Below are 21,065 nucleotides of genomic sequence, written 5' to 3'. Positions count from 1 at the left end.
CCGCGCCCACCGCCCCGGCCCGCCACCGCCGCTCGCCCCTCCGGGCAATCCGCTAAGGAGCACGATGACCGACCCGCTCATGACCGAACTCCTCGAGACGGCGATGGAGGCCGCCCGCGGCGCGGGGGCCCTGCTGCGCGACGGCCGCCCGGCCGACCTCGGGGTGGCGGCCACCAAGACCAGCCCGATCGACGTCGTCACCGAGATGGACATCGCCGCCGAGAAGCTGATCACCGACCTCCTCGCGCGCCGCCGCCCGCGGGACGGGGTGCTGGGGGAGGAGGGCTCCAGCAGCGAGGGCAGCAGCGGGGTGCGCTGGGTGGTCGACCCGCTCGACGGCACCGTGAACTACCTCTACGGCCTGCCGTCGTGGGCGGTCAGCATCGCCGCCGAGAAGGACGGCGAGGCGGTCGTCGGGGTGGTCATCGCCCCGGTGCGCGGCGAGACCTTCCACGCGGTCCTGGGCCAGGGCGCCTGGCGGAACGGGGAGCAGGTGCACTGCCGCCCCGCGGCCCCGCTCGAGGAGTCGCTGATCGGCACCGGGTTCGGGTATGTGCGCGAGCGCCGCATCGGGCAGGCCAGGGTGCTCAATGAGGTGCTGCCGCGGGTGCGGGACATCCGGCGCGGCGGATCGGCCGCCATCGATCTGTGCGATGTGGCCTGCGGCCGGCTCAACGGCTACTACGAGCGCGGGCTCAACCCCTGGGACTTCGCGGCCGGTGCGCTCATAGCGCGCGAGGCGGGCGCGCTCACCGGAGGGCGGCCGGGCGTCCCGGCCTCCACCGAGCTGACCATCGCCGCCGCCCCCGGCCTTTTCGAGCCGCTGCGGGGGCTTCTGGACGACCTGGGCGCCTGGCACGACTGATCCCGTCCCCGGCCCTCCACACACACGGCCGCATACATCCACACACGGAAGCGCCCCGGAGTCCCAAGGACACCGGGGCGCTTCGGCGTGGTTACCGGATGTTTTCTGGATCGCCATCCGGCGGTGAATGGGAATCGGTCACACGGTCACACGGTCACATGGAATCCGGATCTGGATCGGGTCCGGAATCCACAAGGGATCAAGCAAACGAGGCGCTTACTTCGACGCCGTGCTCGGCGGCGAGGCGACGGAGGTCTTCCAGCTCCGACTGCTCCACGTCCACAAGAAAGTCGTCGCCCGTCTCACGGGCGCGAATGAGATCGGACTTGGTGTTCTCTATGCGCTGCAGAATGCCTGCGGTGAACGCGTCCATGTTGCGCCCCCTCGTCGTGGGTCGGTGGCACGGGGGTGTGCCGACGGCGGGTTGATCACGTGAATGGCCCCTGCCGACGGCAATGCCGGCCAGATATGCCGGGGACAGGGCGTGATCGCGGGTGTGCAGTCGTCCTCCCCACCCCGTCTTCGGGGGAAACCTCCGGACCCGAAAGAATCTGAATTCGGTGTTCCGACCGCCGCGGACCCCTCCGCCGCGGTCATGATCCGCACTCGGGATCCCGCGCCGATCCCGCGGCGACCCTCTTACCGCCGGTTTATGAGACTTCGAGGCAGGATGGAGGCGCCGAACACCCATCGAGTTCGGCGAGATCACCCCGCCCACTGCGGCAATCATGGAAGGACCAACGACGTGCGCGTACTCGTCGTCGAGGACGAGCAGCTGCTCGCCGATGCGGTGGCCACCGGACTACGCCGGGAGGCCATGGCCGTCGACGTCGTGTATGACGGAGCCGCCGCCCTGGAGCGGATCGCCGTCAACGACTATGACGTCGTCGTCCTCGACCGGGACCTGCCCCTCGTGCACGGCGACGACGTCTGCCGCAAGATCGTCGAACTCGGCATCCCCACCCGTGTGCTGATGCTCACCGCCTCCGGCGACGTCAGCGACCGCGTGGAGGGCCTGGAGATCGGCGCGGACGACTATCTGCCCAAGCCCTTCGCCTTCAGCGAACTGATCGCGCGCGTCCGGGCGCTCGGCCGCCGGACGACCGTCGCCCTGCCGCCCGTCCTGGAGCGCGCCGGGATCAAGCTGGACCCCAACCGCCGCGAGGTGTTCCGGGACGGCAAGGAGATCCAGCTGGCGCCGAAGGAGTTCGCGGTGCTGGAGGTGCTCATGCGCAGCGAGGGCGCCGTGGTCTCCGCGGAGCAGCTGCTGGAGAAGGCCTGGGACGAGAACACCGACCCGTTCACCAACGTGGTGCGGGTGACCGTGATGACCCTGCGCCGCAAGCTGGGCGAGCCCGCCGTGATCGTCACCGTCCCCGGCTCCGGTTACCGGATCTGATCGGGCATGGCGACGACTCCGACTCCGCTGCCGCCGACGGTGCCGCCCAAGCCCAGCTGGGACCCGCAGGCCGGCTCGCGCACCAACCCCTGGCTGCGCCCCACGATCCGGATACGGCTCACCCTGCTGTACGGCGGGATGTTCCTGATCGCCGGGGTGGTGCTGCTGACGATCATCTACCTGCTGGCCGCTCAGGCCCTGCACGTCGGCAACGAGCTGCCGTTCAAGCTGGTCGGCGGCAGTGTCCAGCCGACCAACAACACCTGCCCCGAGATCATCGGCCAGAGCAGCCCCGACCAGTTCAACGCGGTCCTGAACACATGTATGAAGGAGCAGCGCCAGCTGGCCCTCGACGGGCTGCTGCGCCGCTCCCTGATAGCCCTGCTGGGCCTGTCCGTGATCGCCTTCGCCTTCGGCTACGCGATGGCCGGGCGGGTGCTCTCGCCGCTCGGCCGGATCACCCGGACCGCTCGCCAGGTGGCGGGCTCGGACCTGTCCCGCCGGATCGAGCTGGATGGCCCGGACGACGAGCTCAAGGAGCTCGCCGACACCTTCGACGAGATGCTGGAGCGTCTGGACCGGGCGTTCACCGCCCAGCAGCGGTTCGTCGCCAACGCCTCGCACGAGCTGCGCACCCCGCTGGCGATCAACCGCACCCTGCTGGAGGTGCAGCTCTCGGACCCACAGGCGTCCCCGGAGCTGACCCAGCTGGGCAAGACCCTGCTGGCCACCAACGAGCGCAGCGAGCAGCTGGTGGAGGGCCTGCTGCTGCTGGCCCGCAGCGACAACGAGATCGTCGACCGCAAGCCGGTGGACCTCGCCGAGGTGGCCTCCCAGGCGCTGGAGCAGGTGCGGGCGGAGGCGGAGGACAAGGGCGTGGAGCTGCGCGGGCAGCGCGCCCCCGCGGTGGTCCAGGGCAACGGGGTGCTGCTCGAGCGGATCGCGCTGAACCTGGTCCAGAACGCGGTGCGGTACAACGTGGCCCAGGACGGCTGGGTGGAGGTCACCACCGAGAGCCGGCAGGGCCAGGCCGTGCTGGTGGTCGCGAACACCGGCCCGGTGGTCCCCGCCTACGAGATGGACAACATCTTCGAGCCCTTCCGCAGGCTCCGTACGGAGCGCACCGGCAGCGACAAGGGCGTCGGCCTCGGGCTGTCGATCGCGCGCTCGGTGGCGCGCGCCCACGGCGGCCGCATCGCGGCGGAGCCGCGCGAGGGAGGAGGCCTGGTGATGCGGGTGGTGCTGCCGGTGTGATGGAGAAGAGCCCGCGGCCGGGGGCTCGCCGGGACCTGTTCGCTTTGGGCGGAATTTTCGGGATCCGACCACCCGATGTAGGGTGTGTGATCGATCACATGGGCGATTTTCCGGCCATATACTCTGTGTGATCGTCACGGGCGACAGAAAGCCGGGAAAATCCGGGTTTTCAGGGGCCGTGATCACGGGAAGTACACGTCATGGCGCATGTGAGTGCGACATTCGGACCGTGTACGGTCCCGATGGCCATCCAACCCGATCACCTCTTCAGGGGTGCGGTTGGGTGTCGATTGAGTAACAGACCTTGATGTGAGGCAAAATCTCCGCCTCGGGTCGGGCACAAGTCCGGCCTCTCACGCGTTACGTGCGCTGGAGACACCACAGACACCCAGAGGGGGAGACAGACATGGCAACGGATTACGACACCCCACGCAAGACCGACGATGACGTCAACGAGGACAGCATCGAGGAACTGAAGGCCCGGCGGAACGACAAGTCCGCGTCCACCGTGGACGTGGATGAGTTCGAGCAGGCCGAGGGCCTGGAGCTGCCCGGTGCGGACCTCTCCAACGAGGAGTTGTCCGTCCGGGTCCTGCCCCGTCAGGCCGACGAGTTCACCTGCATGAGCTGCTTCCTTGTGCACCACCGCAGCCAGCTGGCCGCCGAGACCAAGAACGGCCAGCCGATCTGCCGCGACTGCGCGGCTTGAGCCGCGGGGTCGGCGTGGAGGCGGAACACGACGACATGAACGAGACCGAGCGAGGCCGGGTGGCCTCGCTCGCGACCGCTGTCGGCCGTGGTGCGCGACGAGGCGGTGAGCGCGCGAGAGCGGGGGTCTACGCGGTCGCCGACCGGATCATCACGAACGCTCCACGCATTGCTGTCCGCGATCTCGCGACGCTGCGCAAGCAGTTCCCGGGGCTGGGCCCCGAAGAGCTCGCGGACAAGCTGGTGGCCGGTGCCGCGGGCGGCACCGCCACAGTGGGCGCGGGCGTCGGTGCCGCGGCGATGCTGCCGGTCCCGCCCGCCATGCCCACCGAGCTGGCCGCCGAGATCGTCGGCGTGGCCTCCATAGAGTTCAAGCTGATCGCCGAGCTGCACGAGGTCTACGGGGTGCGCGCGCCCGGTTCCACGCGTCAGCGCGCCGTCGCCTACCTCGGCGCCTGGGCCGAGGAGCGCGGTATCGACGTCGCCCAGCCGGCGACCGTCAACGCGGCTCTCGGCGTCCAGATGAAGCGCGAGCTGCGGCAGCAGGTCCTCAGACGCGGCTTCCGGAACATGCCGTCCCTGGCGCCCTTCATGATCGGCGCGGCCGTGGGAGCCGTGATGAACCGGCGCGACACCAAGAAGCTCGCGCGCAAGGTCCGCAAGGATCTGCGGGCCAAGCAGGTCCCCTGGGACCTCCCCGTGGCCCTGGAGAAATGAGCTCCTCGCGCGCCCCTGTCACGCCGAGCGCACGGCCGTGAGCGCGGCGGCGAGCGCCTCCGGATTCCGTGTGGACACATACACATACGGTGTCGGATCCTCCGGATCGGTGACCTCCACCCGCAGCGCGGTCGGGATGTAGCTGCGCAGCAGCATGAACGCCCGCGGATCGGCCTTGTAGGACCGCCAGGCGGCCGCCTCGGCGGCGTCCAGCACCTCCGGGGTCCCCAGCGCCGACACCGGGATCTTCGCCTCGCCGGCCACCAGCGAGTCCGCCACCACGCGCACCCGCGCCGAGCCGTACGAACTCACCGCCACACAGGCCAGTGCCGCCCCGCCGATCAGCCCGCCGAGCATCGGCAGGGTGCCGAACGGCAGCATGATCAACCCCACTGAGACCCCCATCAGGACGGCGATGAACCACCAGGAACGGGGCGCGCTGAGGCGTTCTTCGTAAGGCTGCATGCGTATCAGCTTGGCACGGCCGCCTACCCGGACTGTTCTCGCGGGTAAGGTCAGCCGTTGTGAGTGGACGAACGACAGGGCTGACGCCGCCGGAGGGCTCCAAGGCCCCCGTGCGCCACCCCGACGCGCCCGCGCCCGGGGAGGTCCTCGGCGCGCACTACGACCATTGCTTCGGCTGCGGCGACAAGGCCGGGGGCCTGGGGCTGACCACACGGGCGGGCGAGGGCGTGAGCGTCACCGCCGAGTTCACCGTGCGCGGCGGCCATCAGGGCGCGCCGGGCCTGGCCCACGGCGGGGTGCTGGCCGCGGCGCTGGACGAGACGCTCGGGTCGCTCAACTGGCTCCAGCGGGTGATCGCGGTGACCGGGCGGCTGGAGACGGACTTCGTACGGCCCGTGCCGGTCGGCGCCGAGCTCCACCTGGAGGCACGGGTGAACGCCGTGCACGGCCGCAAGATCTACTGCTCGGCCACGGGCCGGATCGACGCCCCCGACGGCCCCGTCGCGGTGCGGGCGCAGGCCCTCTTCATAGAGGTGCGGGTCGACCACTTCATCGAGAACGGCCGGGCGGAGGAGATCGACGCGGCGCTCGCCGATCCGGATCAGGTGAAGGTCGCGCGCGCTTTCGAGGTGAACCCATGAGCCCGCTCCCCGTCGACGTGCTGATCCGCAGGGTGGACCCCGAGGTGCCGGTCCCGGGCTACGCCCACCCCGGCGACGCCGGGGCCGATCTGGTCACCACCGAGCCCGCCGAGCTGGCCCCCGGGGAGCGCGCGGTCCTGCCCACCGGAGTGTCTATCGCGCTCCCGGAGGGGTATGCCGCCTTCGTGCATCCACGGTCCGGACTCGCCGCGCGCTGCGGCGTCGCCATGGTGAATGCCCCGGGGACCATCGATGCCGGGTACCGTGGAGAGATCAAGGTGATCGTGGTCAATCTGGACCCGCGCGAGAGCGTGCGGTTCGAGCGCTTCGACCGGATCGCCCAATTGGTCGTCCAGCAGGTCGAGAAGGTGCGCTTCCAGGAGGTGGCGGAGCTTCCCGGGTCGGCGCGGGCCGAAGGGGGCTTCGGGTCCACCGGCGGTCATGCCGCCGTGGACGGCACAACGGGTGGGAATGGATACGCTTCGGTCGGTTCCGACCGGGAAGGACGATGACGTGTTCGGACGTCGCCGCAAGCGCAGCAAGGAGGACGTCGAGTCGCTCGACGTGACCTCCGACGAGTTGGCCGAGGACGCGGAGGACGCGGACGGCGCTGAGGACACCGCCGCACCCGTGGAGAGCGAGCGGGTGAGCCTGCCTCCGGCCCCGCGCCCCGAGGGCCCCTGGGACGTGTCCGAGGTGCGTGAGCCCGGCGAGGGTCGGGTGGACCTCGGTGGTCTGTTCGTGCCCGGCGTGGAGGGCATGGAGCTGCGGGTGGAGGTCGCGGGGGACGCGATCGTCGCCGCGACCGTGGTGCTGCGGGACAGCGCCGTGCAGCTCCAGGGGTTCGCCGCGCCCAAGAAGGAAGGCATCTGGGGCGAGGTGCGCGACGAGATCGCCACCGGCATCACCCAGCAGGGCGGGATCGTGGACGAGGTCGAGGGTCCGCTCGGCTGGGAGCTGCGCGCCCAGGTGCCGGTGCAGCTCCCGGACGGCAAGAACGGTGTGCAGGTGGTCCGCTTCGTCGGCGTGGACGGGCCCCGCTGGTTCCTGCGCGGTGTGATCTCCGGGCAGGGCGCGGTGCAGCCCGAGACCGGCAGCCTCCTGGAAGCGATCTTCCGGGACACGGTCGTGGTGCGCGGCGAGGGCCCGATGGCCCCGCGCGACCCGATCGTCCTCAAGCTGCCGGACGACGCGCAGATGGTGCCCGACGGGGTGCAGCAGGACGAGGCGCAGGGCTCGCGGTTCGCGGGCGGCGCCGACCGGCTCCAGCGCGGCCCGGAGATCTCCGAGGTGCGCTGAGCGGCCCTCGCGCACGAGAGCTCGCGTACCGCGTACGGAGAGCTCGCGTACGGCGCATGAGAGCTCGCGTACGGCAGCTCGCGTACGGCGGAGAGCCAAGGCCCGGAAGGGGCCCGGGGCAGGCCCCCGGGCCCCTTCGGCATGTTCCGGAGCCTTCCCTTCGGGTTTTTGGGGATTTCCCGGAACCCGTTGAACACACCCGCCGCACCGGCCGTACTCATGGGCGCGAGACCTTGTGGCGCTCCGAGGGGGAGAAGGCGCGTCGCGAGAGACACCCCCTGTCCGACCTCAACGAGGTGAGTGATCAGATGTCGCGTGGCCTTCCGTTACTCCACCGCCGGAGAATCCTCCTCTCCGGGGCGATCGGCGGTATCACCTGTGCGGCCGTCGTGGTGGGAGCCGCCATGGCCGGTCAGGACGGCAGTGGCGACGCCAGTGCGTCGACCAAGGCGGCCTCGGCCATCAGCTGCCCCGCCGTCTCCGGTTCCCTCCCGGAGATCCCGGCCGAGGCCCGGGCCGAGGTGGACCGCAACCTCGCCCTGCTGGACACCCAGCTGGCGGAGGCCAACAAGCGGCTCAGCACCAGCCAGGGCGAGGGCGGCCCCAACTTCGTGCAGAACGCCATCCTCGGGCCGCTGGCGGACAAGCGGAAGTCCACCCTGGACCGCATCGCGATCTCCATAGGACGGCATGCCGAGAAGCCGGCGGGGCTGGACGCGCTCGCCGAGTGCACGCTGTCGGACGGCGGGGCGGGAGCGGGCTCCGACACCGGCGCGGGCGGCGAGGCGGGCGGCGCCGCGAGCCCGACCGCGGCCGCGTCCCAGCCCGCGGAAGAGCAGGGCGGGGGAGCCGACCAGGGCGGGCAGGAGGAGGGCGGCGGGGCCGGTGCGGGCTCCGGCCAGACGATCAGCTGCCCCGATGTCGCCTCCGGGATCGGCGACGTACCGGCCGCCGCCCAGGCCGAGGTGGACCGCAATCTCGCGCTGCTCCAGACCCAGCTCGACGAGGCCAACAAGCGGCTGGCCTCCTCCGCGGGCGAGGGTGGCCCCAACTTCGTAGAGAACGCGATCCTCGGCCCGCTGAAGGACAAGCGCGCCTCGACGATCGACCGCATCGAACTCTCGATCTCCCGCCAGGGCTCGACCGCCCCCTCCGGTCTTGACGCCTTGGCGGGCTGCTCGCTCGCGTCCGGCTGAGCCGACGGCGTAAGGCCCGGCCCGATGTGAGCGTCTACCGGTGGGCCGTACTCTTCTCTGCGGAGTACGGCCCACCGGCTTTTTCCTGCTGGTTTGCCCCGGGGTGTTCGGGCGCCGCGCGTCAGAGACGCGTCAAGAGGGCGCCGCCGGCCGTAAGGGAGGCGTCAAGGGACGGCCGGTCCGGCCGGGGGCGGGGTTTGCTCGACGGGTATCGCCCGCCGGAGGCTCGCCGAGCGCTCAGGCGCCGTCCAACAGGGAAAATAGGGGCATGGGACGCGGAAAGTTGCGGATCTACCTCGGTGCGGCACCGGGCGTCGGCAAGACCTACGCGATGCTGTCCGAGGGGCACCGCCGGGTCGAGCGCGGCACGGACCTCGTGGTCGGCTTCGTGGAGCACCACGGCCGCCGGCGCACCCAGGTGATGATGCACGGGCTCGAGGAGGTGCCCCGCCGGGAGGTGGAGTACCGGGGGTCCGCCTTCAGCGAGATGGACGTGGACGCGGTGCTGGCGCGCCGCCCCTCCGTCGCGCTGGTCGACGAGCTCGCCCACACCAACGTCCCCGGCTGCCGGAACGAGAAGCGCTGGCAGGACGTCGAGGAGCTGCTGCGGGCGGGCATCGACGTCGTCTCCACCGTCAACATCCAGCACCTGGAGTCGCTGGGGGACGTGGTGGAGTCGATCACGGGGGTGCGCCAGCGGGAGACCGTCCCGGACGAGGTGGTGCGCCGGGCCGACCAGATCGAGCTGGTCGACATGTCGCCCCAGGCGCTGCGCCGCCGCATGGCGCACGGCAACATCTACGCGCCCGACAAGGTCGACGCCGCGCTGTCGAACTACTTCCGGCCCGGGAACCTGACCGCGCTGCGCGAGCTGGCCCTGCTGTGGACCGCCGACCGGGTGGACGAATACCTCCAGCAGTACCGCGACGAGCACTCCATCCGCTCCACCTGGCAGGCCCGTGAGCGCATCGTCGTCGGGCTGACCGGCGGCCCGGAGGGGCGGACGCTGATCCGCCGGGCGGCCCGGATGGCGGCCAAGGGCTCCGGCAGCGAGATCCTCGCCGTCTACATCGCCCGCAGCGACGGTCTGACCTCGGCCTCCCCCAAGGAGCTGGCGGTCCAGCGCACCCTCGTCGAAGACCTCGGGGGCACCTTCCACCACGTCATAGGGGAGGACATCCCCGGGGCGCTGCTGGAGTTCGCCCGCGGGGTCAACGCGACCCAGATCGTGCTCGGCTCCAGCCGCCGCAAGACCTGGCAGTACATGTTCGGGCCCGGGGTGGGCGCCACCGTGGCCCGGGAGTCCGGGCCCGATCTGGACGTCCATATCGTCACCCATGACGAGGTCGCCAAGGGCCGCGGGCTGCCGGTGGCGCGCGGCGCCCGGCTCGGCCGCTCCCGGCTGATCGCGGGCTGGGTGGTCGGGGTGGCCGGACCGGCCCTGCTCACGCTGCTGCTCACCGCCACCGGCGCCACCCTCGCCTCCGAGGCCGGGCCCGGGTTCGCCAACGAGGTGCTGCTCTTCCTGTTCCTCAATGTGCTGGCCGCCCTGCTGGGCGGCATGGTGCCCGCGCTCGCCTCGGCGGCCGTCGGATCGCTGCTGCTCAACTACTACTTCACGCCGCCCACCCACACCCTGACCATCGCCGACCCCGAGAACATCGTCGCCATAGCGATCTTCGTGGCGGTGGCGGTCTGTGTGGCCTCCGTGGTGGATCTCGCCGCCCGCCGCACCCATCAGGCCGCCCGGCTGCGCGCCGAGTCCGAGATACTGTCCTTCCTCGCGGGCAGCGTGCTGCGCGGCGAGACCAGCCTGGAGGCGCTGCTGGAGCGGGTCCGCGAGACGTTCGCCATGGACTCCGTCGCCCTGCTGGAGCGGGAGAGCGATGTCGCCCCCTGGACCTGCGCGGGCAGCGTCGGCGGCCACGGCGGCACCCCGCCGCCCGAGCGGCCCGAGGACGCGGAGGTGGACATGCCGGTCGGCGATCATATGGCGCTCGCGCTCTCCGGCCGGGTCCTGCCCGCCGAGGACCGCCGGGTACTCGCCGCCTTCGCCGCCCAGGCCGCCGTCGTCCTCGACCGGCAGCGGCTGGCCCAGGAGGCCGGGCAGGCCCGCGAGCTGGCCGAGGGGAACCGCATCCGCACCGCGCTGCTCGCCGCCGTCAGCCACGATCTGCGCACCCCGCTCGCGGCCATCAAGGCGGCCGTGAGCTCCCTGCGCGCCGATGACGTGGCCTGGTCGGCGGAGGACGAGGCCGAGCTGCTGGAGGGCATCGAGAGCGGCGCCGACCGGCTGGACCACCTGGTGGGCAACCTCCTGGACATCTCCCGGCTCCAGACCGGCACCGTCACCCCGCTCATCCGGGAGATCGACCTGGACGAGGTGGTGCCGATGGCGCTCGTCGGCGTCCCCGAGACCGACGTCGCCCTCGACATCCCCGAGGAGCTGCCGATGGTCGCGGTCGACCCCGGGCTGCTGGAGCGCGCCGTCGCCAACATCGTGGAGAACGCGGTGAAGTACAGCCCGCCGGACCGCCCCGTGCTGGTCTCCGCGAGCGCCCTCGGCGACCGGGTGGAGCTGCGCGTGGCCGACGGCGGGCCGGGCGTGCCGGACAGCGAGAAGGACCGTATCTTCGAGCCCTTCCAGCGGTACGGGGACGCCCCGCGCGGCGCCGGGGTCGGCCTCGGGCTCGCCGTCGCCCGCGGTTTCGCCGAGGCCATGGGCGGGCGGCTGACCGCCGAGGACACCCCCGGTGGCGGGATGACCATGGTGCTCACGCTGCGTGTCGCCCGGGACCGCCCGCCGGCCGCCCCCGGCCTCCCGGTCCAGGTCGGCTCCACGTCAGGCACAACGACACGGAAAGGCAGGCCCGCCAGATGAACCGGGTGCTCGTGGTGGACGACGAGCCGCAGATCGTGCGCGCCCTCGTGATCAACCTGAAGGCGCGCAAGTACGAGGTGGACGCGGCCTCGGACGGTGCCACCGCACTCCGGCTCGCCGCCGCCCGCCATCCCGATGTGATCGTGCTCGACCTCGGACTGCCCGATATGGACGGGGTGGAGGTGATCAGGGGGCTCCGGGGCTGGACCCGGGTGCCGATCCTGGTGCTCTCCGCCCGTCAGACCTCGGACGAGAAGGTCGAGGCGCTCGACGCCGGGGCGGACGACTACGTCACCAAGCCGTTCGGCATGGACGAGCTGCTCGCCCGGTTGCGCGCGGCCGTCCGCCGCGCCGAGCCGGTCGGGCGGCCGGAGGACTCGGTGGTGGTGGAGACCGACGCGTTCACCGTCGACCTGGCCGCCAAGAAGGCCCATCGCGACGGCCGCGATGTGCGGCTGACCCCCACCGAATGGCATCTGCTGGAGGTCCTGGTGCGCAACGCCGGCCGCCTGGTCAGCCAGAAGCAGCTGTTGCAGGAGGTCTGGGGCCCCTCGTACGGCACCGAGAGCAACTACCTGCGGGTGTACATGGCGCAGCTGCGCCGCAAGCTGGAGGCCGACCCCTCGCATCCGCGGCACTTCGTCACCGAGCCGGGCATGGGCTACCGGTTCGAGCGATGAGCGCGGGGACGGCGTTTCGCCGATGGCGCACCGGTACGCTGGCCGTATGAGTTCCGTACGCCACCCCTCCGACGGGGCTGACAGGGGAGACAGGTCCGACAAACCGGTCGGCCGGTTCCGGCGGATGCTGGACCGGCTGTCGAGCTCCCAGGAGGAACTGCACTCCGCCGAGTTGCAGCAGGACGCGGAGGCCGCGGGCTGCACCAAGATCGGCGACTGCGGTGACCGTCAGATCGTCAAGGTGACGGGCACGCTGCGCACGGTGACCCTCAGGCCGCGGGCCGGAGTTCCCGCACTGGAGGCGGAGCTCTTCGACGGCACCGCCGCGCTGGACGTGGTGTGGCTGGGCCGTCGCTCCATCATCGGGATAGAACCGGGGCGCAAGCTGATCGCCTCGGGCCGGATCTCCATGAGCCATGGGCGCCGGGTGCTGTTCAATCCGAAGTACGAACTCCGACCGCTCGGACAGGAGTAGCCGGTGACGCCAGACGACAAGACGCCCCCGACCGGGCACCGACGCACCGCCGCCGACAGCAGGGCGGCGGCGGACACCGCGCTCCTGGAGGCGTTCGGCGGGGTGCGGGGCATGGTGGACACCACCGTCCCCGGTCTGGTCTTCGTCCTGCTGTACACGATCAAGCGGGACATCCACCTCGCCGCGATCGCCGCGCTCGGCCTCAGCGTGCTGCTCGGGCTCACCCGGCTGGTGCGCAAGGAGACGCTGAAGCACGCCTTCAGCGGGGTCTTCGGGGTCGCGTTCGGCGCGATCTTCGCGATGATGTCCGGCGACGCGAAGAACTTCTATCTGCCGGGCATGCTCTACACCCTGGGCCTGGCGATCGCCTACATCCTCTCGGCGATCTTCCGCTTCCCGCTCATTGGCGTGCTGCTCGGGCCGATGCTGAAGGAGAACCTCTCCTGGCGCACCCGCAACCCGGGCCGGTTCCGCGCCTACACCCGGTCCACCTGGGCGTGGGGGCTGATCCTGCTGGCCAAGTCGGCGGTGCTGTTCCCGCTCTACTGGTGGGGGGACGCCACCCAGCTCGGCTGGGTCAAGGTCGCGCTCGGCATTCCGCCGTTCCTGCTCTGCGTCTATCTGACCTGGATCTTCCTGGCCAAGGCCCCGCCGCCGATCGACGTCATCGCGGAGATGGAGGCGGAGGAGAAGGCCGAGCGGGACCGTGAGCGGGCGAAGGCCGAGGCCGACAAGGCCGCCGATCCGCTGCTCTCGGAGTGGACCGGCCAGATCGTGACCGAGGCCCGTACCGAATCCGCCGACCGGCAGCCGCCGCGGCACTAAGCGCTCCGCGGGAAGTGCCACGAGATGCCGTCGTGCGTCTGCGGCCGCATCGTGGCTGGTCGCGCAGTTCCCCGCGCCCCTTCGGGGCGCTGCCCGAACCGTAGCGGACTTCCTCCGACCTGCTTAGCCGCCCCGGCACTGAGGCCCGCCGCCCTGGGCTCCCGAGCCGGGAGCCCAGGGCGGGAGTTCACGGCCTGACCGGCCCGACCGGCGGCCTAACCGGCGGCGTCCTGGCGCTGGACGGACAGCAGCTGCTCGAGCTGCTCCTCGCGCGCCTGCGCCGCGACGAACAGCAGCTCGTCCCCGGCCTCCAGCACATCGTCCTTGTTCGGGGTCAGCACGCGGGTGCCGCGGATGATGGTGACCAGCGTGGTGTCCTCGGGCCACTCCACATCGCCGACCCGGGTGCCCACCAGCGCCGCCTCAGGCGGCAGCGTCAGCTCCACCAGGTTGGCGTCGCCGTGGCTGAAGCGGAGCAGCCGCACCAGATCGCCGACGCTCACCGCCTCCTCGACCAGCGCCGACATCAGACGCGGGGTGGAGACGGCCACATCGACGCCCCACGCCTCGTTGAACAGCCACTCGTTCTTGGGGTTGTTGACCCGGGCGACCACCCGGGGCACCCCGTACTCGGTCTTGGCGAGCAGCGAGACGACGAGGTTGACCTTGTCATCACCGGTGGCCGCGATGACCACGTTGCAGCGCTGAAGCGCCGCCTCGTCCAGCGAGGTGATCTCGCAGGCGTCGGCCAGCAGCCATTCGGCCTGTGGCACCCGCTCCACCGAGATGGCGGTCGGCGCCTTGTCGATGAGGAGCACCTCGTGCCCGTTCTCCAGCAGCTCGCTCGCGATGGAACGCCCCACGGCGCCCGCACCGGCAATGGCAACCCTCATCGCCCTGCCTCCTCGGGACCCTTTTCAAAGGCCGCCTCGACCTTCTCGACCTCGTCCGTGCGCATCATCACATGCACCAGGTCGCCCTCCTGGAGCACCGTCTCGGAGGTCGGCAGCATCGCCTCGCCGAGCCGGGTGAGGAACGCGACCCGCACACCGGTCTCCTCCTGGAGCTTGCTGACCTTGTGGCCCACCCACGACGGGGAGATGTGCACCTCGGCCAGCTGGACCCCGCCACTGGGGTCCCGCCACAGCGGCTCCGCGCCGGACGGCAGCAGCCGCCGCAGCATCTGGTCGGCGGTCCAGCGCACCGTGGCCACGGTCGGGATGCCGAGGCGCTGATAGACCTCGGCGCGGCGGGGGTCGTAGATCCGGGCCGCCACGTTCTCCACGCCGAACATCTCGCGGGCCACCCGGGCCGCGATGATGTTGGAGTTGTCGCCGCTGCTGACCGCGGCGAAGGCGCCCGCCTCCTCGATGCCCGCCTCGCGCAGGGTGTCCTGGTCGAAGCCGACACCGGTCACCCGGCGCCCGCCGAAGCCCGCACCGAGGCGGCGGAAGGCGGTGGGGTCCTGGTCGACGACCGCGACCGTGTGCCCCTGTTGCTCCAGGGTCTGGGCGAGGGCCGCGCCCACCCGGCCACAGCCCATGATCACGATATGCATGCGTCCTACCCCGCACTCCTGATGACCGTGCCGACCTGCGCAAACACCCTGCTCACATCTTCCTTCCAGGACCTACGGGGCGACAGCGGGGCGGGACCCCGATGCCGGTGCCCGGGGACGACGGGAATCGGCCGCCGCGGCACCTGTCCCCACCGTATCCGTACCGGCGGCCCGCTCCCTCGTCCGCGCGCGACGGTCCGGGAATGAAGGTGGTGACGTATGACATAGCGCGAAAGTTCCCACGGTGATCGGTGATGAGCGGAGCTGGCCGAAGGTGATCGCGGACACGCCGGGTGGAAAGAGGTAACGATCATTTCCGGTTGCGGATGCCCAGTGAAAAAGCTGTCGGTGATCAGCCGTGACCACTACGGTGGGCCCGGGTTACGGCGCTCCTCAGGTGGTCGCGACCCTTCATCTTCGTCTGAAATCCCGGATCTTCACCGAAACCACATGACAAATGGCGGGTGATTCCCGCTGGTTCGAACTTTGTCATGGGTGTCGGACGCTAGGTCACGACACGGCTAAGATGATCGTCGTATTCCGTTTCCGGACGGGACATCAGGGCTCTGAGCGTTCCTTCCGCGCCCGCGTTTCCCCTGCACGAGGTTCCTGATGACTGATCACATATCGGAGGCGGTGAGCTGGTGTCTGGCCGCCGCGCTTCTCGTCGTCCTGGTGCTTCTGATCCGCCAGCGGCAGATCACCGCCGGAGTCCGCAGGCGCAACGCCACGCTCGAGGACAGCCTGCGCGCCCGTGACGAGGAGGTGCGCCACCTCGTCGACGTACGCCTCCCCTCGATCGCCGACGCGCTGAGCCAGCCCGGCCCGCTGCCGGGCCTGCGCGACGAGAAGCTGGCCGGCACGGCCTTCGCGCAGAGCCTGCACGCCGTCATGGAGCAGTTCACCCGAGCGGTGGACAAGGCGCAGACGCGCGCCGACGCCTCCGCCAAGGCGGCGCTCAAGGCGTCCATGCGAGCCGTCCAGGGACTCGCCAACGAACAGCAGGTCTCCATCTCCGAGATGCAGGAGCGGCACGACAACCCCGATGTGCTGCGGGACCTGCTGGAGATCGACCACGCCAACGCCCAGTTCGGCCGGCGCGCCCAGGCCATCGCGGTGCTCTGCGGCTCCTGGCCCGGCCGGCAGCGGCTGGCCTCCTCGCTGACCGATGTGGTCCGCGGCGCCAAGTCCCGCATCCGCGACTACCAGCGGGTGCAGGTGCACACCCTGATCGACGTCGCCGTGGTGAGCCGGGCCGTGGAGCCCGCCGTGCTCGCGGTCGCCGAGCTGCTGGACAACGCCGCCCGCCACTCGCAGCCCAACACCTCGGTGGAGGTCAGCCTCCAGCCGGTGCACAACGGGGCCTGCATCGTGATCGACGACGCCGGTGTGGGCATGGACGGCCTGGAGGTCCAGCGCGCCGCCAACCTGCTCTCCGGCCAGCGCGCCGTGGACGTCTCCCGGCTCGGCGACCCGCCGCAGTTCGGCTTCGCCGTGGTGGGCCTGCTGGCCGCGCGGTACGGCTTCAGCGTCTCGGTGGACACCCGGTCCCCGTACGGCGGTGTGCGCGCCGTGCTGTTCCTGCCGACCGAGCTGCTCACCCACATCGACCCCGACGGGCGGCCGGGCACCGCCGGGCAGGACCCCGAGGGCGCCGAGCCGCTGCACACCCTGCCCTCCCGTCGGACCCGTCCCCCCAGAAGGGCGCCGCAGGCGCCGACCGTCCCGGCCCAGGCGCAGGAGCCGTCCCCGATCCCGCACCAGGCCCCGGCCCCGCACCAGGCGCCGGTCCCGCACGAGGCCCCGGCCCCGCACCAGGCCCAGCCCCCGGCCCCGGCCCCGTCGGCATCCGCCCCGGAACCGGCACCCGCCCCGGCGCCCCAGCCGTCCCCCGACGGCGAGGCCACACGCGTGTACGGCACCACGGCGGGCGGTCTGCCCAAGCGCCGCCGCCGGGAGGCCGCCGCCACCCCGCCGCCCGGCGACTGGACCACCGGCGCCGGGCAGACCGGCGCCGCCGACCCCGACACGGGCGCGTTCCGTGTGCGGTCGGCGAAGGAAACCGCTTCGCGGATGGGGGCGTTCGCCCGCGGCACCCGCTCCGGCCGTTCCGCCACCCAGGACTCCGCCCCTGACCATGACGAAGGGAATCGCCAGGCATGAACGACCATCTCAACAACGAGCTCGGCTGGATGCTCGACGAGGTCGTCAAGATGCCGGAGGCGCGGCACGCGATCCTGCTCTCCGCGGACGGGATGCTCCGGGCACACTCCCAGGGCATCGCGCGCGACGAGGCCGAGCGCCAAGCCGCCGCACTCTCCGGGCTGCAATCGATCAGCCGCTCCACCTCCGAGTTCTGTGATCCGCACGAGACGCCCTGGCAGCAGACGCTCGTCGAGTTCGTCGGCGGGTACGTCTTCCTGATCGCCGCCGGGCCCGGTGCGTATCTGGCGGTCTCGGCCACCGAGGCGGTGGACATGGAGGCGGTCAGCTACCGGATGCAGAAGCTCGTCGACCGGCTCGGCAAGGAGCTCACCAGCCCGCCGAGGCAGGGCCTCCCGCGGCAGGGGATCGGCAGTCACGCATGAGTCCGGGGAGGCGCGAACGAGGATTGGTACGGCCGTATGTCGTGACCGACGGCCGTGCCTACCCGACTCGTAACACCTTCGACCTGGTGACCCTGGTCATGGCCCACCCCGACCGGCCGCTCACCGGGCTCAGCCCGGAGAAGCGGCGGGTCATGGAGCTGTGTCTGGGCGGGGCGCTCTCGGTGGCCGAGGTCGCCGGGTATCTGGAGCTGCCCGTCAGCGTCACCAAGGTCCTGCTCGGCGACCTCGTGGACAGCGGCCACATCAGCGCGCGGGCCCCCATCCCGCCCGCCGAACTCCCCGAGGTCCAGCTGCTCCAGGAGGTGCTCGATGGACTCCGCGCTCGCCTCTGACCAGGCGGCCTATCTGCCGGCCACGGTGCGGGTGGCGGCGAAGATCCTCGTCGTCGGGCACTTCGCGGTCGGCAAGACGACCTATGTGAACTCGCTGTCCGAGATCCGGCCGCTGCGCACCGAGGAGACGATGACCGAGGCCGGTGCGCTCACCGACGATCTGCGGGGCACCGAGGGCAAGACGACCACCACCGTCGCCATGGACTTCGGCCGGCTCACCCTCAGCGAGTCCCTGGTGCTCTATCTGTTCGGCACACCGGGGCAGCAGCGCTTCACCCGGCTGTGGCGGGACATGACGCTCGGGGCGCTGGGCGCGCTGGTGCTGGCCGACACCCGGCGGCTGGAGCAGTCCTTCCCGGTGATGGCCGTCCTGGAGGAACACGGACTGCCGTACGCCGTCGCCGTCAACCACTTCGAGGGCGCTCCCCGCTTCGCCGAGCCGGAGGTCCGGGAGGCCCTCGATCTGCTTCCGGAGACGCCCCTGGTGACCTGCGACGCCCGGGACCGGATCTCCTCCACCCACGCGCTGATCGCCCTCGTCCAGTACCTACAGGCCCGCCAGACCCGTAGTTCTCAGGAGATTGTGTGACCAATAGTCCAGCCGCCGGGCCCGTTCCGCCGCCCGGCTGCCCCGCGCACGCCGCCCCCACCGAGGCCGGGGGCGCCACCGGGTCCCGCGCGGCCGTACCGATGTACGGGCAGGAGTTCGCCGACGACCCGCACGGCGCCTATGCGCGGATGCGCGCCACCTTCGGGCCGATCGCACCGGTCGAGCTCTCGCCGGGGGTGTACGCCTCGCTGGTCACCAGCTATCAGCTCGGCCTGGAGATCCTGCGCGACACCGAGCGGTTCGCCAAGGACCCGCGCGGCTGGCGGGCGGTGCAGGACGGCACCGTGGGGCCGGACAACCCGGTCGCGCCGATGCTGATGTACCGGCCGAACGCGCTGTTCAGCGATGGTGAGGCACACGCCCGGCTGCGCGGGGCGATCACCGACAGCCTGGACCGGGTGGATCCGCACGCCCTCAGCGAGTACGTCGAGCGCAGCGCGGAGACACTGATCGACGCCTTCGCCTCCCGGGGCCGGGCCGATCTGATCACCGAGTACGCGTCGGTGCTCCCGCTGCTGGTCTTCAACCAGCTCTTCGGCGCCCGCCCGGCGGACGGGCCGAAGCTGGTCGAGACGATGATGAAGCTCTTCGACAGCGGCGAGGACGCGGCGGCCGCCAACGACGAACTGCTGCGGTGGATCTCCGGCCTGGTGGCGGAGAAGCGCGAGCAGCTCGCCGCCGACGTCACCTCCTGGCTGATCGCGCACCCCTCGCAGCTCGCCGACGAAGAGCTGATGCAGCAGATCATCCTGCTGATGGCGGCCGGTACCGACCCCCAGCAGAACCTGATCGCCAACGCGCTGCGGCTGCTGTTGTCGGACGACCGCTTCGCCGGTGAGCTGTCCGGCGGCAGCATGCCCGTCGAGGACGCCCTGGACGAGGTGCTCTGGAACGATCCGCCGATGGCCAACTACGGCACCCGCTTCCCCCGGTACGACTGCGAGGTGGCGGGCGTACGGCTGCGCAAGGGCGACCCGGTGCTCATCAGCTACGCGGCGGCCAACCACGAGGCCGCCCTGGCCTCCGACCGCCGCACCGGCAACCGCGCCCACCTGGCCTGGAGCGCGGGCGCCCACCGCTGCCCCGCCGAGCGGCCCGCCCGGGTGATCGCCTCCGTGGCCATCGAGCGCCTCCTGGACCGCCTCCCGGACATGGAACTCGCGGTCCCCGTCGAGCGGCTGACCTGGCGGACCGGACCCTTCCACCGTGCCCTGGCCGCCCTGCCGGTGCGCTTCCCCGCCCAGGCGGCGGCTCGGGCCGAGCCGTTCGCGGCGTCCGTGTCCAAGTCGGCCCCATTCGACGAGAGCCCTGGAGGCAGCCAGTGGAACCCCGTCCCATCGTCCTCGACCCCGCCGGCCGAGACATTGTCGGAGAGGCAGCCCGAGTCGCAGCAGGCGGCGAGGCGACGCTTGTTGAGCTTCCTGACGGCGTGGTGGCGTGGGCAATAACCCGCCAGCGCACGCTCAAACAGCTGCTGACCGACCCCCGGGTCTCCAAGGACCCCCGGCAGCACTGGCCCGCGTGGAACAACGGTGAGATCTCGCCCGAGTGGCCGCTGATCACCTGGGTCGCCGTGGAGAACATGTTCACGGCCTACGGCGGTGAGCACCGGCGGCTGCGCACCCTGGTCTCCAAGGCGTTCACCGCCCGGCGCACCGCCGCCCTGCGGCCGCGCATCGAGGAGATCTGCGCCAGGCTCCTGGACGACCTGGCCGCCGCCGGGCCGGGCGAGGTGGTCGATCTGCGCGAGGCGTACGCGTACCCGCTGCCCATCCAGGTGATCTCCGAGCTGTTCGGGCTCGAGGACGAGCACCTGCGCGAGCGGATGCGCCGGGTCGTGGACAGCATCTTCCACACCTCCGCCTCCGCGGAGGAGGTCACCGCCACCTACGGCGAGATGTACGCCGTCCTCGGCGAGCTGGTGGCCACCAAGCGCGAGACGCCCGGCGACGACCTGACCAGCGGGCTGATCGCGGTGCGGGACGAGGAGAGCGACTCCAGGCTCAGCGAGAAGGAGCTCACCGACACCCTCGCCCTGTTCCTCTCGGCCGGTCACGAGACCACGGTCAACCTCCTGGACAACGCCATCCACGCGCTGCTCACCCGGCCCGAGCAGCTCGAGCACGTCCGGGCAGGCCGGGCCACCTGGGACGATGTGATCGAGGAGACACTGCGGCACTCCGCCCCGGTCGCCAACCTGCCGCTGCGCTACGCCGTGGAGGACATCGAGCTGGACGGCGGCGTGGTGCTGCGCAAGGGCGACGCGATCCTGGCCGCCTACGCGGCCGCCGGACGCGACCCGGAGGTGCACGGCGACGCGGACGCGTTCGACGTCACCCGGCAGCTCAAGAGCCATCTGGCGTTCGGCCACGGCGTCCATCTGTGCGTCGGCGCCCCGCTGGGGCGGCTGGAGGCCGCGATCGCGCTCCCGGCGCTCTTCGACCGCTTCCCCGGGCTCACGCTCGCCTCCGGGCAGGACCCGCTGGAGCCGGTGGAGTCCTTCATTTCCAACGGCCACCGCACCCTGCCCGCGCGGCTGGCCTGACCGCCC

Annotated in this window: 23 protein-coding genes; 19 read left to right on the top strand and 4 right to left on the bottom strand. The window is 71.4% G+C overall.

Features of this window, described 5'->3' with window-relative positions:
- Positions 1 to 64 precede the first annotated feature (64 nt).
- The gene (locus KHP12_RS16810; RefSeq protein ID WP_211833126.1) at positions 65 to 865 is read left to right on the top strand and encodes an inositol monophosphatase family protein; all 801 of its coding nucleotides are present in this window, start codon (positions 65 to 67) and stop codon (positions 863 to 865) included.
- A 199-nt stretch (positions 866 to 1,064) separates the two neighbouring features.
- Here the strand turns inward: KHP12_RS16810 and KHP12_RS16805 are convergent, their stop codons facing one another.
- Entirely contained in the window at positions 1,065 to 1,238 is a 174-nt protein-coding gene (locus tag KHP12_RS16805) for a hypothetical protein (RefSeq protein ID WP_020867951.1), read from the bottom strand.
- Between the two features lie 372 nt (positions 1,239 to 1,610).
- Between KHP12_RS16805 and KHP12_RS16800 the strand changes: the two genes are divergently transcribed.
- From KHP12_RS16800 to KHP12_RS16785, 4 genes are all read left to right on the top strand, one after another.
- On the top strand, positions 1,611 to 2,264 hold the full coding sequence (locus KHP12_RS16800; RefSeq protein ID WP_014055413.1) for a response regulator transcription factor: 654 nt from the start codon (positions 1,611 to 1,613) through the stop codon (positions 2,262 to 2,264).
- Positions 2,265 to 2,270: 6 nt separating this feature from the next.
- Positions 2,271 to 3,518, top strand: a complete 1,248-nt coding sequence (locus KHP12_RS16795; protein ID WP_086883183.1) for a sensor histidine kinase — start codon at positions 2,271 to 2,273, stop codon at positions 3,516 to 3,518.
- Between the two features lie 406 nt (positions 3,519 to 3,924).
- Entirely contained in the window at positions 3,925 to 4,227 is a 303-nt protein-coding gene (locus KHP12_RS16790) for a DUF4193 domain-containing protein (protein WP_009714537.1), read from the top strand.
- Positions 4,137 to 4,943, top strand: a complete 807-nt coding sequence (locus KHP12_RS16785; protein WP_372455305.1) for a hypothetical protein — start codon at positions 4,137 to 4,139, stop codon at positions 4,941 to 4,943. Before KHP12_RS16790 ends, KHP12_RS16785 begins: the two co-directional genes overlap by 91 nt.
- Positions 4,944 to 4,961: 18 nt before the next feature.
- Here the strand turns inward: KHP12_RS16785 and KHP12_RS16780 are convergent, their stop codons facing one another.
- Complete coding sequence (locus KHP12_RS16780) at positions 4,962 to 5,408, bottom strand: DUF3093 domain-containing protein (RefSeq protein WP_086883182.1); 447 nt, start codon at positions 5,406 to 5,408, stop codon at positions 4,962 to 4,964.
- A gap of 59 nt (positions 5,409 to 5,467) precedes the next feature.
- Between KHP12_RS16780 and KHP12_RS16775 the strand changes: the two genes are divergently transcribed.
- From KHP12_RS16775 to KHP12_RS16740, 8 genes are all read left to right on the top strand, one after another.
- Complete coding sequence (locus KHP12_RS16775) at positions 5,468 to 6,049, top strand: PaaI family thioesterase (protein ID WP_211833125.1); 582 nt, start codon at positions 5,468 to 5,470, stop codon at positions 6,047 to 6,049.
- Positions 6,046 to 6,561 carry a dUTP diphosphatase gene (dut, locus tag KHP12_RS16770; RefSeq protein WP_037962336.1) on the top strand — a complete coding sequence of 172 codons (516 nt, stop codon included), beginning with the start codon at positions 6,046 to 6,048 and terminating at the stop codon, positions 6,559 to 6,561. Before KHP12_RS16775 ends, dut begins: the two co-directional genes overlap by 4 nt.
- A gap of 1 nt (position 6,562) precedes the next feature.
- Complete coding sequence (locus KHP12_RS16765) at positions 6,563 to 7,348, top strand: DUF3710 domain-containing protein (protein WP_051573833.1); 786 nt, start codon at positions 6,563 to 6,565, stop codon at positions 7,346 to 7,348.
- Between the two features lie 308 nt (positions 7,349 to 7,656).
- Positions 7,657 to 8,544, top strand: a complete 888-nt coding sequence (locus KHP12_RS16760) for a hypothetical protein (RefSeq protein ID WP_211833124.1) — start codon at positions 7,657 to 7,659, stop codon at positions 8,542 to 8,544.
- A 268-nt stretch (positions 8,545 to 8,812) separates the two neighbouring features.
- On the top strand, positions 8,813 to 11,425 hold the full coding sequence (locus KHP12_RS16755; RefSeq protein ID WP_086885449.1) for an ATP-binding protein: 2,613 nt from the start codon (positions 8,813 to 8,815) through the stop codon (positions 11,423 to 11,425).
- Positions 11,422 to 12,105, top strand: coding sequence for a response regulator (locus tag KHP12_RS16750; RefSeq protein ID WP_037962341.1), 684 nt, complete (start codon positions 11,422 to 11,424; stop codon positions 12,103 to 12,105). Before KHP12_RS16755 ends, KHP12_RS16750 begins: the two co-directional genes overlap by 4 nt.
- Positions 12,106 to 12,151: 46 nt before the next feature.
- On the top strand, positions 12,152 to 12,580 hold the full coding sequence (locus KHP12_RS16745) for an OB-fold nucleic acid binding domain-containing protein (protein WP_078559625.1): 429 nt from the start codon (positions 12,152 to 12,154) through the stop codon (positions 12,578 to 12,580).
- Positions 12,581 to 12,583: 3 nt separating this feature from the next.
- A complete protein-coding gene (locus tag KHP12_RS16740) occupies positions 12,584 to 13,405 on the top strand; it encodes a DUF3159 domain-containing protein (RefSeq protein ID WP_037962345.1) in 822 nt (273 codons plus the stop codon).
- Between the two features lie 215 nt (positions 13,406 to 13,620).
- Here the strand turns inward: KHP12_RS16740 and KHP12_RS16735 are convergent, their stop codons facing one another.
- Together KHP12_RS16735 and KHP12_RS16730 are read right to left on the bottom strand one after the other, a co-directional pair.
- Positions 13,621 to 14,298, bottom strand: a complete 678-nt coding sequence (locus KHP12_RS16735) for a potassium channel family protein (protein WP_030834322.1) — start codon at positions 14,296 to 14,298, stop codon at positions 13,621 to 13,623.
- The gene (locus KHP12_RS16730) at positions 14,295 to 14,963 is read right to left on the bottom strand and encodes a potassium channel family protein (protein ID WP_037962347.1); all 669 of its coding nucleotides are present in this window, start codon (positions 14,961 to 14,963) and stop codon (positions 14,295 to 14,297) included. Before KHP12_RS16730 ends, KHP12_RS16735 begins: the two co-directional genes overlap by 4 nt.
- A gap of 612 nt (positions 14,964 to 15,575) precedes the next feature.
- On the opposite strand from KHP12_RS16730, the gene KHP12_RS16725 reads away from it, so the two are divergent.
- Genes KHP12_RS16725 through KHP12_RS16700 form a run of 6 tightly spaced genes read left to right on the top strand, consistent with a single transcriptional unit; the run spans position 15,576 to position 21,059 of the window.
- Positions 15,576 to 17,126 carry an ATP-binding protein gene (locus tag KHP12_RS16725; protein WP_211833123.1) on the top strand — a complete coding sequence of 517 codons (1,551 nt, stop codon included), beginning with the start codon at positions 15,576 to 15,578 and terminating at the stop codon, positions 17,124 to 17,126.
- On the top strand, positions 17,123 to 17,551 hold the full coding sequence (locus KHP12_RS16720) for a roadblock/LC7 domain-containing protein (RefSeq protein WP_037962350.1): 429 nt from the start codon (positions 17,123 to 17,125) through the stop codon (positions 17,549 to 17,551). The genes KHP12_RS16725 and KHP12_RS16720 overlap by 4 nt, the downstream gene beginning before the upstream one ends.
- The gene (locus KHP12_RS16715) at positions 17,548 to 17,904 is read left to right on the top strand and encodes a DUF742 domain-containing protein (protein ID WP_037962352.1); all 357 of its coding nucleotides are present in this window, start codon (positions 17,548 to 17,550) and stop codon (positions 17,902 to 17,904) included. Before KHP12_RS16720 ends, KHP12_RS16715 begins: the two co-directional genes overlap by 4 nt.
- The gene (locus KHP12_RS16710; RefSeq protein ID WP_086879620.1) at positions 17,882 to 18,493 is read left to right on the top strand and encodes a GTP-binding protein; all 612 of its coding nucleotides are present in this window, start codon (positions 17,882 to 17,884) and stop codon (positions 18,491 to 18,493) included. The genes KHP12_RS16715 and KHP12_RS16710 overlap by 23 nt, the downstream gene beginning before the upstream one ends.
- On the top strand, positions 18,490 to 19,962 hold the full coding sequence (locus KHP12_RS16705; RefSeq protein ID WP_086879619.1) for a cytochrome P450: 1,473 nt from the start codon (positions 18,490 to 18,492) through the stop codon (positions 19,960 to 19,962). The genes KHP12_RS16710 and KHP12_RS16705 overlap by 4 nt, the downstream gene beginning before the upstream one ends.
- On the top strand, positions 19,944 to 21,059 hold the full coding sequence (locus KHP12_RS16700) for a cytochrome P450 family protein (protein ID WP_244202504.1): 1,116 nt from the start codon (positions 19,944 to 19,946) through the stop codon (positions 21,057 to 21,059). Before KHP12_RS16705 ends, KHP12_RS16700 begins: the two co-directional genes overlap by 19 nt.
- The last annotated feature ends 6 nt before the right edge of the window (positions 21,060 to 21,065 follow it).

Source organism: Streptomyces asiaticus (assembly GCF_018138715.1).
GTDB lineage: Bacteria > Actinomycetota > Actinomycetes > Streptomycetales > Streptomycetaceae > Streptomyces > Streptomyces asiaticus.
The sequence above is the reverse complement of the archived record's forward strand: the minus strand, read 5'-3'. Positions and strand labels throughout refer to the sequence as shown.

Coding starts and splice junctions, on each gene's coding strand:
- KHP12_RS16715 (WP_037962352.1), top strand. CDS start 17,548: ATGAGTCCGGGGAGGCGCGAACGAGGATTGGTACGGCCGTATGTCGTG.
- KHP12_RS16750 (WP_037962341.1), top strand. CDS start 11,422: ATGAACCGGGTGCTCGTGGTGGACGACGAGCCGCAGATCGTGCGCGCC.
- KHP12_RS16720 (WP_037962350.1), top strand. CDS start 17,123: ATGAACGACCATCTCAACAACGAGCTCGGCTGGATGCTCGACGAGGTC.
- KHP12_RS16730 (WP_037962347.1), bottom strand. CDS start 14,963: ATGCATATCGTGATCATGGGCTGTGGCCGGGTGGGCGCGGCCCTCGCC.
- KHP12_RS16760 (WP_211833124.1), top strand. CDS start 7,657: ATGTCGCGTGGCCTTCCGTTACTCCACCGCCGGAGAATCCTCCTCTCC.
- KHP12_RS16780 (WP_086883182.1), bottom strand. CDS start 5,408: ATGCAGCCTTACGAAGAACGCCTCAGCGCGCCCCGTTCCTGGTGGTTC.
- KHP12_RS16790 (WP_009714537.1), top strand. CDS start 3,925: ATGGCAACGGATTACGACACCCCACGCAAGACCGACGATGACGTCAAC.
- KHP12_RS16710 (WP_086879620.1), top strand. CDS start 17,882: ATGGACTCCGCGCTCGCCTCTGACCAGGCGGCCTATCTGCCGGCCACG.
- dut (WP_037962336.1), top strand. CDS start 6,046: ATGAGCCCGCTCCCCGTCGACGTGCTGATCCGCAGGGTGGACCCCGAG.
- KHP12_RS16805 (WP_020867951.1), bottom strand. CDS start 1,238: ATGGACGCGTTCACCGCAGGCATTCTGCAGCGCATAGAGAACACCAAG.
- KHP12_RS16725 (WP_211833123.1), top strand. CDS start 15,576: ATGACTGATCACATATCGGAGGCGGTGAGCTGGTGTCTGGCCGCCGCG.
- KHP12_RS16810 (WP_211833126.1), top strand. CDS start 65: ATGACCGACCCGCTCATGACCGAACTCCTCGAGACGGCGATGGAGGCC.
- KHP12_RS16755 (WP_086885449.1), top strand. CDS start 8,813: ATGGGACGCGGAAAGTTGCGGATCTACCTCGGTGCGGCACCGGGCGTC.
- KHP12_RS16745 (WP_078559625.1), top strand. CDS start 12,152: ATGAGTTCCGTACGCCACCCCTCCGACGGGGCTGACAGGGGAGACAGG.
- KHP12_RS16735 (WP_030834322.1), bottom strand. CDS start 14,298: ATGAGGGTTGCCATTGCCGGTGCGGGCGCCGTGGGGCGTTCCATCGCG.
- KHP12_RS16795 (WP_086883183.1), top strand. CDS start 2,271: ATGGCGACGACTCCGACTCCGCTGCCGCCGACGGTGCCGCCCAAGCCC.